Annotated in this window: 12 protein-coding genes, 3 tRNA genes and 3 rRNA genes; 4 read left to right on the forward strand and 14 right to left on the reverse strand. The window is 60.5% G+C overall.

Going from position 1 to position 16,860, the window contains the following annotated elements; all coding sequences use genetic code 11:
- The first annotated feature begins 10 nt into the window (after positions 1 to 10).
- Positions 11 to 829: an NUDIX domain-containing protein gene (locus S6FBBBH3_RS10285; protein ID WP_170143914.1), complete on the forward strand. Its 819-nt coding sequence runs from the start codon at positions 11 to 13 to the stop codon at positions 827 to 829.
- A gap of 111 nt (positions 830 to 940) precedes the next feature.
- Here the strand turns inward: S6FBBBH3_RS10285 and iscX are convergent, their stop codons facing one another.
- The 10 genes from iscX to uvrB form a co-directional block, all read right to left on the reverse strand.
- On the reverse strand, positions 941 to 1,141 hold the full coding sequence (gene iscX, locus S6FBBBH3_RS10290; RefSeq protein ID WP_120177645.1) for a Fe-S cluster assembly protein IscX: 201 nt from the start codon (positions 1,139 to 1,141) through the stop codon (positions 941 to 943).
- A 2-nt stretch (positions 1,142 to 1,143) separates the two neighbouring features.
- Positions 1,144 to 1,482, reverse strand: a complete 339-nt coding sequence (fdx, locus tag S6FBBBH3_RS10295) for an ISC system 2Fe-2S type ferredoxin (RefSeq protein ID WP_120177646.1) — start codon at positions 1,480 to 1,482, stop codon at positions 1,144 to 1,146.
- Between the two features lie 30 nt (positions 1,483 to 1,512).
- Positions 1,513 to 3,411, reverse strand: coding sequence for a Fe-S protein assembly chaperone HscA (hscA, locus tag S6FBBBH3_RS10300; protein WP_120177647.1), 1,899 nt, complete (start codon positions 3,409 to 3,411; stop codon positions 1,513 to 1,515).
- Between the two features lie 50 nt (positions 3,412 to 3,461).
- Positions 3,462 to 3,974, reverse strand: coding sequence for a Fe-S protein assembly co-chaperone HscB (gene hscB / locus S6FBBBH3_RS10305; protein WP_120177648.1), 513 nt, complete (start codon positions 3,972 to 3,974; stop codon positions 3,462 to 3,464).
- Positions 3,975 to 4,093: 119 nt separating this feature from the next.
- The gene (gene iscA, locus S6FBBBH3_RS10310) at positions 4,094 to 4,417 is read right to left on the reverse strand and encodes an iron-sulfur cluster assembly protein IscA (RefSeq protein WP_120177649.1); all 324 of its coding nucleotides are present in this window, start codon (positions 4,415 to 4,417) and stop codon (positions 4,094 to 4,096) included.
- Positions 4,418 to 4,422: 5 nt separating this feature from the next.
- Positions 4,423 to 4,809 carry a Fe-S cluster assembly scaffold IscU gene (gene iscU, locus S6FBBBH3_RS10315; RefSeq protein WP_120177650.1) on the reverse strand — a complete coding sequence of 129 codons (387 nt, stop codon included), beginning with the start codon at positions 4,807 to 4,809 and terminating at the stop codon, positions 4,423 to 4,425.
- 78 nt (positions 4,810 to 4,887) lie between these two features.
- Positions 4,888 to 6,099, reverse strand: coding sequence for an IscS subfamily cysteine desulfurase (locus S6FBBBH3_RS10320; RefSeq protein ID WP_120177651.1), 1,212 nt, complete (start codon positions 6,097 to 6,099; stop codon positions 4,888 to 4,890).
- Positions 6,096 to 6,632: an Rrf2 family transcriptional regulator gene (locus S6FBBBH3_RS10325; protein ID WP_120177652.1), complete on the reverse strand. Its 537-nt coding sequence runs from the start codon at positions 6,630 to 6,632 to the stop codon at positions 6,096 to 6,098. The genes S6FBBBH3_RS10320 and S6FBBBH3_RS10325 overlap by 4 nt, the downstream gene beginning before the upstream one ends.
- Before the next feature lie 214 nt (positions 6,633 to 6,846).
- Positions 6,847 to 7,380, reverse strand: a complete 534-nt coding sequence (locus S6FBBBH3_RS10330; protein WP_120177653.1) for a low molecular weight protein-tyrosine-phosphatase — start codon at positions 7,378 to 7,380, stop codon at positions 6,847 to 6,849.
- Between the two features lie 170 nt (positions 7,381 to 7,550).
- Complete coding sequence (gene uvrB, locus S6FBBBH3_RS10335; RefSeq protein WP_120177654.1) at positions 7,551 to 9,581, reverse strand: excinuclease ABC subunit UvrB; 2,031 nt, start codon at positions 9,579 to 9,581, stop codon at positions 7,551 to 7,553.
- Between the two features lie 159 nt (positions 9,582 to 9,740).
- On the opposite strand from uvrB, the gene S6FBBBH3_RS10340 reads away from it, so the two are divergent.
- The 3 genes from S6FBBBH3_RS10340 (at position 9,741) to S6FBBBH3_RS10350 (ending at position 11,193) form a co-directional block, all read left to right on the forward strand.
- A tRNA-Asn gene (locus S6FBBBH3_RS10340) sits at positions 9,741 to 9,816 on the forward strand.
- A 39-nt stretch (positions 9,817 to 9,855) separates the two neighbouring features.
- A tRNA-Asn gene (locus tag S6FBBBH3_RS10345) sits at positions 9,856 to 9,931 on the forward strand.
- 200 nt (positions 9,932 to 10,131) lie between these two features.
- Positions 10,132 to 11,193 carry a malate/lactate/ureidoglycolate dehydrogenase gene (locus tag S6FBBBH3_RS10350; RefSeq protein WP_170143915.1) on the forward strand — a complete coding sequence of 354 codons (1,062 nt, stop codon included), beginning with the start codon at positions 10,132 to 10,134 and terminating at the stop codon, positions 11,191 to 11,193.
- Between the two features lie 548 nt (positions 11,194 to 11,741).
- On the opposite strand, the gene rrf is transcribed toward S6FBBBH3_RS10350, so the two are convergent.
- The 4 genes from rrf to S6FBBBH3_RS10370 all read right to left on the reverse strand — a co-directional run bounded on the left by rrf (position 11,742) and on the right by S6FBBBH3_RS10370 (position 16,805).
- A 5S ribosomal RNA gene (gene rrf, locus S6FBBBH3_RS10355) occupies positions 11,742 to 11,856 on the reverse strand.
- A 97-nt stretch (positions 11,857 to 11,953) separates the two neighbouring features.
- A 23S ribosomal RNA gene (locus S6FBBBH3_RS10360) occupies positions 11,954 to 14,834 on the reverse strand.
- A 275-nt stretch (positions 14,835 to 15,109) separates the two neighbouring features.
- Positions 15,110 to 15,186, reverse strand: a tRNA-Ile gene (locus tag S6FBBBH3_RS10365).
- An 84-nt stretch (positions 15,187 to 15,270) separates the two neighbouring features.
- Positions 15,271 to 16,805 (reverse strand): 16S ribosomal RNA (locus S6FBBBH3_RS10370).
- Together the 16S, 23S and 5S rRNA genes with 1 tRNA gene alongside form the textbook arrangement of a ribosomal RNA operon.
- Positions 16,806 to 16,860 lie beyond the last annotated feature (55 nt).

Raw genomic sequence — 16,860 nt, forward strand, 5'->3', positions numbered from 1 at the left:
TGATGCGGCGATGCGAAGGGCCTTAGCGGCCCTTCCCGCCCGAGAAGAACGCCCCGCCGAGTACGGGGCGTTCTTTTTGGGAGACCACCCCGTCGGAGCGGTTCCGCCCGAAGTTGCCGAGCGACTTCTCAAGGAGCCCGACGCGAGCACCCGGGGCGAGCGGATCGTTCTCGAAGACCCCGGGAGCGACGAGGCGCGCGACGCGCGCTGGGCGGCGCTTGCGCGCGACCTGCGGCGCGAATCGGGCCTCATTCCGCCTCTTGCCTGGCGCAACGAACTCCTCGACGTCAAAGACCTCGATTTCGCGTCCGACCGTCGCGAAGGCCCCTCGCTCGGGCGCTGCGAGCGGGCGCTCTTTCGGCTTCTCGGCATGCGAACGGCGGCCGTGCACCTCATCGCCCGCCCCGTCGAGGGCGAGGGCTTTTTGCTCTCCAAGCGCTCTTTGACAAAGGCGGTGGGCCCGGGGCTCTGGGATACGCTTTCCGCGGGGATGGTGGCGGCGGGGGAAACCCCGCTTGCCGCGATGCTGCGCGAAGCCCACGAAGAGGCGGGGCTGAGGCTCAACCCCGAAAGCCTTCGGCCGCTCGGTGTCGGTCGGGCCGTGCGTCGCGTGGAAACGGGCTGGATGGACGAAGTGAACTTCTACTTCGACGTGCGGCTTCCCGAAGGAACGGTCTTTCGAAATCTCGACGGCGAAGCGGACGACTTCCGGTGCTTTTCGCCCGAGGAGACGCTCGCGGCTCTTACCGAAGGGCGCCTCATGTGGGAAGCGGGCACGGGCATTCTCCTTGCGCTCGGCGTGCTCGGTTCGCTCGACGGGACGCGCTGAAGGCGCTGAAAGCAACTCGAAAAATCAAAAGGGACGCATTCCGTCAAGGAAGCGTCCCTTTTTCGTTTGCCTCCGGGGAGGTCCCCCAGGCGTCGGCGGGCTCGGTCCCGCTCAGTCTCGCTCGTCAAGCCAGGCCGAAAGCACGGCTTCGAGGATGCGTTCGTTCGAAGCTTCGGGATCGTCGTCGAAATCTTCGAGCGCGCAGATCATCGCGTGCAGTTGCACGAACCCGATCGTGAGCGGATCGAGTTCCGGATCGGCATCGTAGAGCGCTTCGGCGATCGCGCGACTGTCCGTCCACTTGAGACCCATGATCAGTCCTCCTCTTTCGCGTGGTTGCGCGAGTACTTCGGGATTTCGATCGTCAGGTCTTCGGAGCCGACCGTCGTCTGGCAGGAAAGACGCGAGTACATCCCGGCGCCCCAGGCCGTATCGAGATGGTCGAGCTCGTTGTCGGACGGTTCGTTGAGGCTATCCAGACCTTCGCGCACGATCACGTGGCAGGTGGCGCAGGCACAGGAGAATTCGCAAGCGTGTTCGATCTTGACGCCGTGCGCGAGCAGCGTGCGGGCGAGGTTTTCGCCGGGCGCGGCCTGGAAGCTGAGACCTTCGGGGCAGAGCGTTTCGTGGGGCAGAACGGTAATGGTGGGCATGGTGTGCTCCTCAATGGATATACGGTTCGTTCAGGCAAGCGGATCGTCGTCGCCCGAAGAGAAAATGACGTCGTCGACGGACTTCCCGGCCAAGGCCGAGCGGATCGAACGGTCCATGCGGCGTTCCGCAAAGAGTTCGGTCCCCTTCGTGAGCGCGGCCAGGGCCGCCTTCACGCGTTCGACGTCGGTGCCCGTGAGCGTCGCGCCGAGTTCGGAGGCAAGGCGATCGATTTCGGCGCGCTCCGTTTCGTTCAGAAGGTCGCCGTCCGAGGCGAGAGCGCTCGCGGTCGATTCGAGCAGGCGGCGCGCCTCGACCTGCTGCTCGCGCAATTCGCGCGCGCGCATGTCGTCCGCTGCCTGGACGTTCCCGTCCTTCAACATCCGGACGATTTCTTCGTCCGTGAGGCCGTAGGAGGGCTTCACCGTGATGCTCGCTTCGACGCCCGTCTTCGTTTCGCGGGCGGAAACGGAGAGCAACCCGTCGGCATCGATCTGGAAGGTGACGCGAATGCGGGCCGCACCCGCCGCCATCGGGGGGATGCCGCGCAACTCGAAGCGCGCGAGCGACCGACACGCGTCGACCACTTCGCGTTCGCCCTGCACGACGTGAATCGCCATGGCGGTCTGACCGTCCTTAAAGGTCGTGAAGTCCTGCGCCATCGCGACGGGAATCGAGCTGTTGCGCGGAATCACCTTTTCGACGAGTCCGCCCATCGTTTCAAGACCGAGCGAAAGGGGCGTCACGTCGAGGAGGAGCCAATCGTCCTCGGCCGAGGTGTTGCCCGCGAGCTTGTTCGCCTGCATGGCGGCACCCACCGCAACGACGCGATCGGGATCGATGTCGGCGAGCGGTTCGCGCCCGAAGCGTTCGCGCACGGCCGCACGCACGGCGGGCATGCGGGTCGAGCCGCCGACCAACACGATGCCGCGCACGTCGTCCTTTTCGACCTTCGCGTCGGCGAGCACCCGCTCGACCGCGCAGAGCGTCTTGCGAACGAGGTGTGCGGTGAGTCGGTCGAAGGTTTCGCGCGTCACGACCTCGTCGATCTTCGCGCCCGTCGAGAGCGTGAGTTCGATTCGGGTTTCGTCCGCGTCGGTGAGCGCTTCCTTCGCGCGGCGTGCGGCGTCGAGGAGGTGACGCTTGTCGTCGGCCTCGAGAATCCCAAGCTCGTGATGCTGCTCCAGAACGTGGCAGAAGAGTCGGTGGTCGAAGTCGTCCCCGCCGAGGGCGGCGTTGCCGCCCGTGGCGAGCACTTCGAAGACGCCCTTCGTGAGCTTCAGAAGCGAAACGTCGAACGTGCCGCCCCCGAGGTCGTAGACCATGTAGACACCTTCCGCCCCGTTGTCGAGCCCGTAGGCCAGGGCCGCCGCCGTCGGTTCGTTGAGCAGGCGCAGGACGTTGAGGTTGGCAAGGCGCGCCGCGTCCTTCGTCGCCTGACGCTGCGCGTCATCGAAGTACGCGGGCACGGTCACGACCGCCCCGACGAGTTCGCCCCCGAGGCGCTCTTCGGCGCGCGCGACGAGCGTCTTCAGAATCTCGGCGCTCACTTCGACGGGGCTTTTGAGCCCCTGAACGGTGCGGATCATCACCATCGAGCGCTCGTCGACGAGGTCGTAGGGGAGATTGGCCGCATCCGTCAAATCGGCCTTCTTGCGACCGATCAGGCGCTTGGCGCTCGCGATCGTGTTTTTCGAGTCGAAACGGGCCGACTCCAGCGCGGCGCGGCCCACTTCGACCGTGCCGTCGGGCATGTAGCGCACGACCGAGGGCAAAAGCGCCCGTCCGTCGTGATCGACGATCACCTCGGGCGAGCCGCTCACCACCGCGGCGACGAGCGAATTGGTGGTCCCGAGGTCGATCCCGACCGCAAGACGATGTTCGTGGGGCGCGGCCGAAAGGCCGGGTTCCGCAATCTGAAAAAGGGCCATGTGAACGTTCCTCGCGTCTGACGACGCCGGCGTGACAACTTACGAAGGACTCAATCGGCGAGACGCTCGGCCTTGCGGGCCGCGTCGGCTTCCGTGAGAAAGCGCTCGACGAAAAGGAGCCGGCGCGTGAGATCCACGGCGCGCGCCCAATTCGCTTCGTCGTCGATCGCGCGGCCGAGCCCCTCCAGGAGCTCCGTACGGGTGCCTTCGGCGCGCTCGCGCGCTTGCGCACCGCGCCCTGCTTCGAGCGCTTCGCGCCACTCGATTTGCTCCATCAGGAAGTCCGCGGGCATCGAGGTGTTGGTTTCGGCTTCGATCGGGTGACCCGCCGCGGCGCAGAGCCAGGCGGCGCGCTTCGAGGGGGACCCGAGCGTTTCGAACGCTTCGTTGATGCGGCTCGTCCACTGTTCGGCCACGCGCCGTTCGGCGGCCGGCCGGTCGGCGAAGCGATCCGGATGCACTTTCATGATCGCCTGTCGGTAGGCGGCCTCAAGCTTCTCGCCGTTGATGCGGAAGCGAGGCTGAGCGCCGAAAATCGCAAAGGGCGTCAGTTCCTGAGCCATGTCACACCATTTGTTGGAAATGCGGCTCCGGCCCATGAAAGACCGGAGCGTGAAAAGAAAGGAAGGCGCGGACGAGCCGGGGGGCTCCCGCGCCTCGGACGGGGTAAGGGCGAACGACCTCAGACGTGGAACGATTCGCCGCAACCGCAACGACTCGTTTCGTTGGGGTTGTGGAACTTGAACCCTTCCTGGAGACCTTCGCGCGTGTAGTCGAGTTCGGTCCCGTCGATGTAGGGAAGGCTCTTTTCGTCGACGATCACCTTCACGCCGAAGCTCTCGTAGACCTGATCGTCCTCGTTCACCGCATCGGCGAATTCGAGCTTGTAGGCCATCCCGGAGCAGCCCGACGTCTTCACGCCGAGACGAAGACCGATCCCCTTGCCGCGGCGGTCGATGTACTTCTGCACGTGGCGGGCGGCGGCTTCCGTAAGCGTAACGGCCATGATCCTTACTCCTTCTTCTGCTTGGCGCGGTAGTCGTCGATGGCGGCCTTGATGGCGTCTTCGGCGAGAATCGAGCAGTGGATCTTGACGGGCGGAAGGGCGAGTTCTTCGGCGATCTGCGCGTTCGTGAGCGCGCCCGCTTCGTCGAGGGTCTTCCCCTTCACCCACTCGGTCACGAGCGAGGACGAAGCGATGGCGGAGCCGCACCCGTAGGTCTTGAACTTGGCGTCTTCGATGACGCCTTCGTCGTTGACGCGGATCTGCAGGCGCATGACGTCGCCGCAGGCGGGCGCGCCCACCATGCCGGTGCCGACGTCCTGAGCGTCCTTGTCAAGCGTGCCGACGTTGCGGGGATGTTCGTAATGATCGATGAGTTTTTCGCTGTAGGCCATGTTCGGTCTCCTCTGCACGGAGGGATCGGGCTCGTGTCGGACACCCGAGGGCTCCCTCCGAAGCGGACAAATTCGGGGTTAGTGGTTCTGCCACTGGATCGTCGAAAGGTCGATCCCCTGCTGGTGCATTTCCCACAAGGGGCTCATTTCGCGCAGCTTCGTCACCTTTTCGACGAGGGTCTTCACGACGAAGTCGATTTCTTCTTCCGTCGTGAAGCGCCCGATCGTAAAGCGGATCGAGCTGTGGGCGAGTTCGTCGTCGCGACCGAGCGCGCGCAGAACGTACGAGGGTTCGAGCGACGCCGAGGTGCAGGCCGAGCCCGACGAGACGGCGATGTCCTTCATCGCCATCATGAGGCTTTCGCCTTCGATGAAGGCAAAGCTGACGTTCAAGTTGTGGGGCGAACGACGTTCCCAGTCGCCGTTCAGATAGACCTCGGGAATGTTGTTGCGGATGCCGTCCCAGAGGCGGTCGCGCAGGGCCTTCAGGCGCGGCACTTCGGTCGCCATTTCTTCCTTGGCGAGACGATAGGCTTCGCCCATGCCGACGATCTGGTGCGAGGCGAGGGTGCCCGAGCGCATGCCGCGCTCGTGCCCGCCCCCGTGAATCTGGCATTCGATGCGGACGCGGGGCTTGCGACGGACGTAGAGGGCGCCGATCCCCTTGGGGCCGTACACCTTGTGGCCCGAAAGGGACATGAGGTCCACCTTCAGGCGGTTGACGTCAAGGTCCATCTTGCCCGCGGCCTGCGTGGCATCGCAGTGAAAGAGGATTCCCTTTTCGCGGCAGAGCGTGCCGATCCCTTCGAGGTCCTGAATGACGCCGATTTCGTTGTTGATCGCCATCACGGAAATGAGGATCGTGTCGGGACGCACGGCGGCGCGCAGCGCCTCCATGTCGATGAGACCGTTTTCGAGCACGTCGAGGTACGTCACCTCGTAGCCTTCGCTCTCCAGGTGGCGCATCGAGTCGAGCACCGCCTTGTGTTCGGTCTTCACCGTGATCAAGTGACGGCCCTTTTCCTTGTAGAAGTGAGCCGCCCCCTTGATCGCGAGGTTGTCGCTCTCGGTCGCCCCCGAGGTCCAAACGATTTCCCGGGGATCCGCGCCGATCAGCGCCGCCACGTGGCCGCGCGCCTCTTCAACGGCCTTCTCCGCTTCCCAGCCGTAGCTGTGGCTGTGCGAAGCGGGATTGCCGAACTTTTCGTACAGGTACGGAACCATCTTGTCGACGACGCGGGGATCGCACGGCGTGGTGGCGGAGTAGTCGAGATAAACCGGAAGCTTCATTTTTCGAGTTCCTTATTGCCTTGGGGTTCGCGTCGGGCGCTTGGAGCCTCGGGCGAGGCGTCCGACTGAGTTTTCGTGCGGCTCACGCCGATCACGGCGGCGACGGTCTGCTGGCCGTGACGCGCTTCGTGCTGATCGACGAGGGACGCGAGCGAAATGCCGGCCAAAAACCGTTCGATGACACCGTTGAGGTCGAGCCAGAGATGATGCGTGAGGCAGGCCGCGCCGCCGAGGCACGTGCCTTCCCCGCCGCACTGCGACGTGTCCATGTTCTCGTCGACCGCCTTGATGATGCGGTCGATCGTGATGGCTTCGGGGCGATCCGCGAGGCGGTAGCCGCCCCCCGGACCGCGAACGCTCTCGACGAGCCCCGCACGACGCAGCCGGCAAAAAATCTGTTCGAGATAGGGAAGCGAAATCTGCTGTCGCTCGGACACTTGAGCAATCGAGATCGGTCGGCCGGCTTCGGCCGCGTGCATGGCGATGTCCAACATCGCCGTAACGGCAAATCGGCCCTTCGTGGTGAGCTTCACGGCTTCGCTCCTATTCTTGAGGTTTTCAGTCAGCTATTACGAGCTCGAATGTTACTCGATAATACCTGACCAATCAAGTCATCTTTGTTGCGTACCACCGTTTCCGAGGATCTAACCCTTACGGAGTACGTGAGGAGGCCGTGCTTCAAGCGGGATGGAAAAAGGGAGCCGTTTCGGTGCGACTCCCTTCAAAGGGTACGGGTTCGGACGCGGATCAGGCGGTCGTCGCCTCGTCGGCGCGAGCGGCCTGGCGGGCGCGCTGCTCCTTTTGCATCGCGCGGGCGCGACGTTCGAGTGTTTCGAGGAGCCCCTCGCACGCGTCGTTGCAGTATTCGAGCACGAGATTGAACCCCTCGTTCAACCCGTAGTACGGGTCGGGCACCACCGCCGCATCGTTGTCGTTCGCGTAGCGCATGAGGAGCTGAATCTTGTGGCGGTACTGCGGGGGCGAGCGGTGCTGCAGTTCCGTAAGGTTCTCCCAGTCCATGACGAGGATCAGATCCGCCGTCACGAAGTCTTCGGGCGTGATGACCTTGGCGCGGTGCTGCTGAACGTCGAGACCGCGCTTGCGGCACGCGAGCTGCGCGCGCATGTCGATCGGTTCCCCGACGTGGTAGTCGCTCGTGCCGGCGCTCGCCGCCACGATGACGTCGTCGAGCCCCGCCTCGCGCACCTTCTTGCGGAAGATCGCTTCCGCGGTCGGGCTGCGGCAGACGTTTCCGGTACAGACAAACAAAACTTTGATCACTTTCTTATTTCCACGTCGACGGAACGGGCGGGCCGCTCGCAAAGAGAGAAATTTTACCCTGTCGCAGGCAAAGGAAGGTAAAGGGCGGACGCACCGACCCCTCACTATCCTACTCTAGAGGGTGCGAATTTCCTAGAGTCTTTTTCCCGGGCCCCGTTTTTTGTCCGTCCTCACGCCTCGACCGACGCCCCGAAGACCTTCGCTCGCAGCGCCTTCCAGGCTTCGCGCACCTGCGCGGCCTTTTCGAAGTCGAGGTTCTTCGCGTGCTCGGCCATTTTCGCTTCGAGCTCCTTGAGGCGTGCCGCCGCGGTCTTTTCGTCGAGCACCTCGTCCGTGGCCGCAACGGTCGACGTACCCGCCGCGGGCGCGTCGGGCCCGCGGTAGACCCCGTCGATGATCTCGCGGATTTCCTTTTTGACGCCGCGCGGCACGATCCCGTGCGCCTCGTTGTAGGCCGTTTGCTTTTCGCGGCGGCGGTTCGTTTCTTTGAGCGCGCGTGCCATCGAGTCGGTCATGCGGTCGGCGTAAAGGATCGCGCGCCCGTGCAAGTTGCGCGCCGCACGCCCGATCGTCTGGATGAGCGACCGTTCGCTACGCAGGAACCCCTCCTTGTCGGCGTCGAGAATCGCAACGAGAGAGACTTCCGGAATGTCGAGGCCTTCGCGCAGGAGGTTGATGCCGACCAAGACGTCGAAGACCCCCTGACGCAGGTCGCGAATGATTTCCACGCGCTCGACCGTGTCGATGTCGGAGTGCAGGTACCGAACCCGAACGCCGTGCTCGGAGAGAAAGTCCGTGAGGTCTTCGGCCATGCGCTTCGTAAGGGTCGTGACAAGGACGCGCTCGCCTCGCGTCGTCGTATCTCGGATTTCGGAAAGGAGATCGTCGACCTGCGTGACGGCCGGGCGCACCTCGACCTCGGGGTCGACGAGTCCGGTCGGGCGCACGACCTGCTCGACCACTTCGCCGTCGCTCTTATCGAGTTCGTAGTCGGAGGGGGTCGCCGAGACGAAGACCGAGCGGCGCATCTTGCGTTCGAACTCGTCGAAGCGAAGCGGCCGGTTATCCAAGGCCGACGGAAGGCGGAAGCCGTAATTGACGAGCGTTTCCTTGCGGGCGCGGTCCCCGCGGTACATCCCGCCCAACTGCCCCATCATCACGTGACTTTCGTCGAAGAACATGATCGCGTCCGGGGGGAGATAGTCGATGAGGCACGGCGGCGCCACGCCCGGGGCGAGCCCCGTCAAGTGCCGCGAATAGTTTTCGATCCCCTTGCAAAAGCCCACCTGGTCGAGCATCTCCAGATCGAAAAGCGTTCGTTGCTCCAGCCGCTGCGCTTCGACGATACGGCCCTCGGCAAGTAGCTCCGCCTTGCGTTCTTTCAACTCCTTTCGGATCGACGTCATCGCGCGCACGACCTCTTCGCGCGGCGTCACGTAGTGGCTCGCCGGATAGACGACGAAGCGCGGCACGTTCTGCTCGACCTTCCCCGTAATGGGGTCGAAAAGGAGCACCGCCTCCACCTCGTCGTCGAAGAGCTCGATCCGAACGGCGCTCTCCGCGTGTTCCGCCGGAAAAACGTCGATCGTGTCGCCGCGCACGCGGAAGGTGCCGCGCACGAACTCCATGTCGCTGCGGCGGTACTGCATCTTGACGAGCTGCCCGATCAGCTGCCGCTGCGTGCGCTTGTCGCCGCGGCGCAGGATGCAGCGCATCTCGGTGTAGCTTTCGGGCGCGCCGATACCGTAGATCGACGATACGGTCGCCACGATGATCGTGTCGCGGCGCTCGAGAATCGACTTCGTTGCGGCGAGCCGCATCTGCTCGATGTGCTCGTTCACGGCCGCGTCCTTTTCGATGAAGAGGTCCCGCGCGGGCACGTAGGCTTCGGGCTGATAAAAGTCGTAGTAGGAGACGAAGTATTCGACCGCGTTCTCCGGGAAGAATTCCCGCATCTCCGAGTACGTTTGCGCGGCGAGCGTTTTGTTGGGCGCCATGATGATTGCGGGCACGCCCTCGCGCGCGATCACGTTCGCCATCGTGTAGGTCTTCCCAGACCCCGTCACCCCGAGGAGCGTCTGAAACATGACGCCCGACTCGAGCCCTTCGCAAAGACGATCGATCGCCTGCGGCTGGTCGCCCGCAGGCTCGAAAGGTTGATAGAGCACGAACGGAGAACCGGGATAGGTGACTTTCTTCACGAAGCGGACCCTCGAAGCATTGGAAAACGTGGGGCTATTCTAGGGCGCGCCGCCGCCCTCCACCGCATCGAAGGACGCCCCTTCGTGCGCGGTTACATTTTGTTACTTCGAGGGACTTGCCAAAATCGAGAAGGAGGCTATATACTTTAAATCCTTGATTCCCCGATAGCTCAGTCGGTAGAGCGACGGACTGTTAATCCGCAGGTCGCTGGTTCGAGCCCAGCTCGGGGAGCCAAGATTACCGATCGAAGATGACCGACATCTTCGAAAGTACTCCCCGATAGCTCAGTCGGTAGAGCGACGGACTGTTAATCCGCAGGTCGCTGGTTCGAGCCCAGCTCGGGGAGCCAAAGATTCGAAAACGAGGACGATGCAAATCGTCCTCGTTTTTTTTCGTCCGGGCGTATCGCTTTTCGCCCGAACGCCCTCTCCCGCACCCGAAGGCGCGATTCTTTGTTCGGGCTCACGGCCGCCTAAGGCATTCGGAGGGCGGCACGCGCCGCGCGTGCTCGTAGCATGGATCGGGTATCCCTCTCACCAAGGAGCCCCCATGCGCTACTCGAAAGAATTCCTGCGTGCCGTCGCGCAACGCTTCCTCACCGCCACGGGAAGCGACGAAGCCGAAGCCCGGATCGTCGCCGACCATATGGTACTCGCGAACCTGCGCGGTCACGACAGTCACGGCATCGGCATGATCGCCATGTACGCCGACTACTTGAAGACGGGGCGTCTGCGCCCCAATACGCCGCCCACCGTCCTCAAAGACACGGGAGCCCTTCTGCAGCTCCAAGGCAACCTCGGCTACGGTCAGCGTGCGGGCTACGAAGCGACCGAAATGGCAATCGAGCGCGCCCGCAAGCACGGTCTCTGCATGTACACGATCGCCAACTGCTGCCACCTCGGTCGCATCGGCACGTACGGCGAACAGGCGGCCGCCGCGGGCATGGTGTCGGTTCACTTTGTGAACGTCAATCAGTTCCGTCCGCTCGTTGCGCCCTATTGCGGCTCCGAAGCCCGCTTCGGCACGAACCCCTTCTGCTGCGCGCTTCCCGACGTCGACGGACGCGGCCCCTTCGTGCTCGACTTCGCCACGTCGATCGTCGCCATGGGGAAGACGCGTGTCGCGATGCTCGCCGGGAAAACCTTCGACGAACCCGTCATCCTCACGCCTGAGGGACAGCCGACCGCGGATCCCCGCTACATGTGGCAGGAACCCACGGGCGCCCTCATGGCCTTTGCGAAGCACAAGGGATCGGGCCTTTGCTGGGCCTGCGAACTCATGGCGGGCATCCTTTCGGGCGGGGGCACGATTCAGCCCGAACACGAACGCGACGGCTCGATCGTCAACAACATGACGGCCTTCGTGATCGACCCCAAGGCGCTTTGCAACCCCGAATGGATGGCGCACGAAATCGCCGCCCTCAACGACTACGTGAAGAGCAGCCCCGCACCCGATCCGGAAAACCATCCGGTCCTGATGCCGGGCGAAATCGAGCGCCTTCGCACCGCCGACCGCTCCGCCCACGGCGTTGAAATCTCCGACGGCGAAATGGCGGCCGTTCGTCGCGTCTGCCTCGATGCGGGCATCCCCGCGAGCGAGCTCGAACCCTGATCCCAACCCCGAAGGCGTCTCCGGCCGCCCTACGACCCCAGGGACGCCTTCCGCTCCATCCTAGGCCCTCCAAGGTCCTCCGAGGCCCTCCGAGGCGCTCTCCCCTTCCGGGAGCCCTCAGGGCCTTCCAAGCCCACATCAAACCCTCGTCAAGCCCTCTCCTCGACCTCTCTCTCACAACGGAGTTGAGGCCGCCCTCCCCAGCCTCCTCAAGCGACATCAAAAACCCGCCACGGTACCGCCTTGAAGAGCGTGCCTCTCGGACGAAGCGAGAAAAGGCACCACCCGGAACGCACCGAGAACGTGCACCGGCGGCTCTACGGCCTCAAGAGCGTCTACCGCGGGCGGCAGCGGGCTCACCACGCGCACCACGCTCACGACAAGCTTCCACGGAACGCTGTGGCGCCTCAGGGACACAACACCGAGTCGCAAGCCGTCGGCGTTGCGAGAGCCCCTCCCATCGCGCATGGGTCGGGCGGAGAAGAAACTCCGGAGCCGGAAAAACAAAAACCCCCGGCACCGAAGCACCGGGGGTTCTTGAATGGGGAGTCTGGCGATGTTCTACTTTCACCGGAAATACAACCGACTATCATCGACGCTAAGGCGTTTCACTGTCCTGTTCGGAATGGGAAGGAGTGGGGCCACCTTGCTATGGTCGCCAGACAAAACTTTGAATTTTGTACGGAATCGAAATGAAGCGGGCTGTGTTGCCCATCGATTTCTGAAGTTCTCTCCGACAGGAGAAAAGCTTCACGGTTATAGGATCAAGCTGCACGAGCAATTAGTATTGGTTAGCTCAACGCCTCACAGCGCTTACACACCCAACCTATCAACGTCCTGGTCTCGAACGACTCTTTAGGGAGGTCAAGCCTCCAGGAAGACTTATCTTCAGGCAAGTTTCCCGCTTAGATGCTTTCAGCGGTTATCTCTTCCCGACATAGCTACCCGGCGATGCCACTGGCGTGACAACCGGTACACCAGAGGTCAGTCCACTCCGGTCCTCTCGTACTAGGAGCAGCCCCCGTCAATCTTCCAACGCCCACGGCAGATAGGGACAAAACTGTCTCACGACGTTTTAAACCCAGCTCACGTACCTCTTTAAATGGCGAACAGCCATACCCTTGGGACCGGCTACAGCCCCAGGATGAGATGAGCCGACATCGAGGTGCCAAACACCGCCGTCGATATGAACTCTTGGGCGGTATCAGCCTGTTATCCCCAGAGTACCTTTTATCCGTTGAGCGATGGCCCTTCCATACAGAGCCACCGGATCACTATGACCTACTTTCGTATCTGCTCGACTTGTCGGTCTCGCAGTCAAGCACGCTTTTGCCATTGCACTATCAGCACGATTTCCGACCGTACCTAGCGTACCTTCGCACTCCTCCGTTACCCTTTAGGAGGAGACCGCCCCAGTCAAACTGCCTACCATGCACGGTCCCCGATCAGGATGACTGACCTAGGTTAGAACCTCAAACAAATCAGGGCGGTATTTCAAGGACGACTCCGCGAGAACTGGCGTCCTCGCTTCACAGTCTCCCGCCTATCCTACACAGATCGGTTCAAAGTCCAATGCAAAGCTACAGTAAAGGTTCATGGGGTCTTTCCGTCTAGCCGCGGGGAGATTGCATCATCACAAACACTTCAACTTCACTGAGTCTCAGGAGGAGACAGTGTGGCCATCGTTATGCCATTCGTGCAGGTCGGAACTTGCCCGACAAGGAATTTCGCTACCTTAGGACCGTTATAGTTACGGCCGCCGTTTACTGGGACTTCGATCAGGAGCTTGCACCCCATCAATTAATCTTCCAGCACCGGGCAGGCATCACACCCTATACGTCGACTTTCGTCTTTGCAGAGTGCTGTGTTTTTAGTAAACAGTCGCAGCCACCGATTCTCTGAGACCTCTTCACGCTCCGGGTGTTTCTCCCTTCACGCTACCAAGGCACACCTTATCCCGAAGTTACGGTGTCAATTTGCCGAGTTCCTTCTCCTGAGTTCTCTCAAGCGCCTGAGCATATTCAGCTCGCCCACCAGTGTCGGTTTGCGGTACGGTCCCGCCAAGCTGGAGCTTAGAGGCTTTTCCTGGAAGCACATCCAATCACTTCGGTTCCGTAGAACCTCGATCCTTCGCCTCGGAAATTCGTCGACGGATTTGCCTGTCGACTTCCTACGCTCGGAAACCGGGACTTCCAACACCCGGATGATCTTCAATACTCCGTCCCCCCTTCGCACTTGGCGGCGGTCAAGGAATATTAACCTTGTTCCCATCAGCTACGCTTCTCAGCCTCGCCTTAGGGGCCGACTCACCCTGCTCCGATGAACGTAGAGCAGGAAACCTTGGGCTTACGGCGAGCGGGCTTTTCACCCGCTTTAACGTTACTCATGTCAGCATTCGCACTTCCGATACCTCCAGCAACCTTTGCAAGTCACCTTCGCAGGCTTACGGAACGCTCCCCTACCACGCACATTGCTGTGCATCCGCGGCTTCGGTTATTGACTTAGCCCCGTTACATCTTCCGCGCAGGAAGACTCGATCAGTGAGCTATTACGCTTTCTTTGAAGGATGGCTGCTTCTAAGCCAACTTCCTGACTGTCTTAGCCTTCCCACTTCGTTTTCCACTTAGTCAATATTAGGGACCTTAGCCGGCGGTCTGGGTTGTTTCCCTTTTGAGTCCGGACGTTAGCACCCGGTGCTCTGTCTCCCGTGCTCAAACTTCCAAGTATTCGGAGTTTGCCATGGTTTGGTAAGACGCCATGTCCCCCTAGCCATAACAGTGCTCTACCCCCTGGAGTCATACACGAGGCACTACCTCAATAGTTTTCGGGGAGAACCAGCTATCTCCAGATTTGTTTAGCCTTTCACCCCTATCCACAGCTCATCCGCTAATTTTGCAACACTAGTCGGTTCGGTCCTCCAGTGTGTGTTACCACACCTTCAACCTGGCCATGGATAGATCATCTGGTTTCGGGTCTACGCCCAACGACTGAATCGCTCTGTTCGAACTCGCTTTCGCTGCGCCTCCCCTATACGGTTAAGCTTGCCATTGAACGTAAGTCGCTGACCCATTATGCAAAAGGTACGCAGTCACCCCTTACGAGGCTCCTACTGTTTGTATGTATGCGGTTTCAGGATCTATTTCACTCCCCTCCCGGGGTTCTTTTTACCTTTCCTTCACAGTACTGGTTCACTATCGGTCGATCACGAGTATTTAGCCTTGGAGGATGGTCCCCCCGTCTTCAGACAGGATGTCACGTGTCCCGCCTTACTTGTCGTGTTCTTAGTACCATGACTGCGATTTCCCGTACGGGGCTGTCACCCTCTATAGCCGAACTTTCCAGATCGTTCCGGTATCGAAGTCATTATCAAACACAGGGCTTCTCCGATTTCGCTCGCCGCTACTTTCGGAATCTCGGTTGATTTCTTTTCCTGCGGTTACTTAGATGTTTCAGTTCACCGCGTTCGCCTTCATAACCTATGTATTCAGTTATGAATACCTGTAAAACAGGTGAGTTTCCTCATTCGGAGACCTGTGGATCAAAGCTTATTTGCCAGCTCCCCACAGCTTTTCGCAGGCTGTCACGTCCTTCATCGCCTGTGATCGCCAAGGCATCCACCACATACACTTAGTCACTTGATCCTATAACTCTGAAGCCTTTTGCCTTCAAAGCTACAAGCAACCTGTAACGTGTTTCGCTGTTTCTCTGATTTATGTCGGTTCTTGAGAACTTCATGAAATCAAATGAATGCAATCACAACCCTCAACTGCTGCATCTCCGACCCTCTCATCAAGAGCCGGCGCATTCAGTTGAACGCTTCATTTCTTTTCCAAATTTTTAAAGAGCATGCGCTTCTCGGAGAGAGGCGCCGTACGAAAGAAGTCGATTTCAACATCTTTCGTACGGCGTCTTTGAATGGTGGGTCTGGATGGTCTCGAACCATCGACCCCCGCCTTATCAAGACGGTGCTCTAACCAACTGAGCTACAGACCCATTCCTTGCTTGCGCAAATCGTTCAACGAAACGATAAGTGTGAACACCGTGAAGAGCGGCAGGCCGTTCGGACTTGCTCTCTTTAAAGGAGGTGATCCAGCCGCACCTTCCGGTACGGCTACCTTGTTACGACTTCACCCCAGTCATGAAGCCCACCGTGGACGCCGTCCTCCTTGCGGTTAAACAAACGTCTTCTGGTGAACCCCACTCCCATGGTGTGACGGGCGGTGTGTACAAGACCCGGGAACGTATTCACCGCGGCATGCTGATCCGCGATTACTAGCGATTCCGACTTCATGCAGTCGAGTTGCAGACTGCAATCCGGACTACGATCGGTTTTCTGGGATTTGCTCCGCCTCGCGGCTTCGCTGCCCTCTGTTCCGACCATTGTATGACGTGTGAGGCCCTAGCCATAAGGGCCATGAGGACTTGACGTCATCCCCACCTTCCTCCGGTTTGTCACCGGCAGTCTCACTAGAGTGCCCTTTCGTAGCAACTAGTGACAAGGGTTGCGCTCGTTGCGGGACTTAACCCAACATCTCACGACACGAGCTGACGACAGCCATGCAGCACCTGTGTCCAGATTCCCTTGCGGGCACTCCCAAATCTCTTCGGGATTCCTGGCATGTCAAGGCTAGGTAAGGTTTTTCGCGTTGCATCGAATTAATCCACATCATCCACCGCTTGTGCGGGTCCCCGTCAATTCCTTTGAGTTTTAATCTTGCGACCGTACTCCCCAGGCGGTCTACTTCACGCGTTAGCTTCGTTACCAAGGAAATGAATCCCCAACAACCAGTAGACATCGTTTAGGGCGTGGACTACCAGGGTATCTAATCCTGTTTGCTCCCCACGCTTTCGTGCATGAGCGTCAGTCGTATCCCAGGGGGCTGCCTTCGCCATTGGTGTTCTTCCAAATATCTACGCATTTCACTGCTACACTTGGAATTCCACCCCCCTCTGATAAACTCCAGTCCCGCAGTCATAAATGCAATTCCCAGGTTAAGCCCGGGGATTTCACATCTATCTTACGGAACCGCCTGCGCACGCTTTACGCCCAGTAATTCCGATTAACGCTTGCACCCTACGTATTACCGCGGCTGCTGGCACGTAGTTAGCCGGTGCTTATTCTTCAGGTACCGTCAGCAGTTCCGGGTATTAACCGAAACCTTTTCGTCCCTGACAAAAGCAGTTTACAATCCGAAGACCTTCATCCTGCACGCGGCATGGCTGGATCAGGGTTTCCCCCATTGTCCAAAATTCCCCACTGCTGCCTCCCGTAGGAGTCTGGGCCGTGTCTCAGTCCCAGTGTGGCTGGTCGTCCTCTCAGACCAGCTACCGATCGTCGCCTTGGTGAGCCTTTACCTCACCAACTAGCTAATCGGGCATCGGCCGCTCCCCTTGCGCGAGGTCTTGCGATCCCCCGCTTTCACCCTCAGGTCTCATGCGGTATTAGCAACCCTTTCGGGTTGTTATCCCCCACAAGAGGACACGTTCCGATGTATTACTCACCCGTGCGCCACTCGCCACCCGGGAGCAAGCTCCCCGTGCTGCCGTTCGACTTGCATGTGTAAAGCATGCCGCCAGCGTTCAATCTGAGCCAGGATCAAACTCTTCAGTTCAATCTCTGTTTTTCGCTCTCTCGCCGGAATTGAAAGAGGAAGGAATTAACCTTCG

Source organism: Sutterella megalosphaeroides (genome assembly GCF_003609995.1).
GTDB classification, from domain to species: Bacteria; Pseudomonadota; Gammaproteobacteria; order Burkholderiales; family Burkholderiaceae_F; genus Sutterella; species Sutterella megalosphaeroides.

Bases quoted from the DNA above. Each gene is read 5' to 3' on its own strand.
- S6FBBBH3_RS10350 (WP_170143915.1), top strand. From the start codon at position 10,132: ATGCGCTACTCGAAAGAATTCCTGCGTGCCGTCGCGCAACGCTTCCTC.
- iscU (WP_120177650.1), bottom strand. From the start codon at position 4,809: ATGGCCTACAGCGAAAAACTCATCGATCATTACGAACATCCCCGCAAC.
- fdx (WP_120177646.1), bottom strand. From the start codon at position 1,482: ATGCCCACCATTACCGTTCTGCCCCACGAAACGCTCTGCCCCGAAGGT.
- iscX (WP_120177645.1), bottom strand. From the start codon at position 1,141: ATGGGTCTCAAGTGGACGGACAGTCGCGCGATCGCCGAAGCGCTCTAC.
- hscA (WP_120177647.1), bottom strand. From the start codon at position 3,411: ATGGCCCTTTTTCAGATTGCGGAACCCGGCCTTTCGGCCGCGCCCCAC.
- S6FBBBH3_RS10320 (WP_120177651.1), bottom strand. From the start codon at position 6,099: ATGAAGCTTCCGGTTTATCTCGACTACTCCGCCACCACGCCGTGCGAT.
- S6FBBBH3_RS10285 (WP_170143914.1), top strand. From the start codon at position 11: ATGCGAAGGGCCTTAGCGGCCCTTCCCGCCCGAGAAGAACGCCCCGCC.
- hscB (WP_120177648.1), bottom strand. From the start codon at position 3,974: ATGGCTCAGGAACTGACGCCCTTTGCGATTTTCGGCGCTCAGCCTCGC.
- iscA (WP_120177649.1), bottom strand. From the start codon at position 4,417: ATGGCCGTTACGCTTACGGAAGCCGCCGCCCGCCACGTGCAGAAGTAC.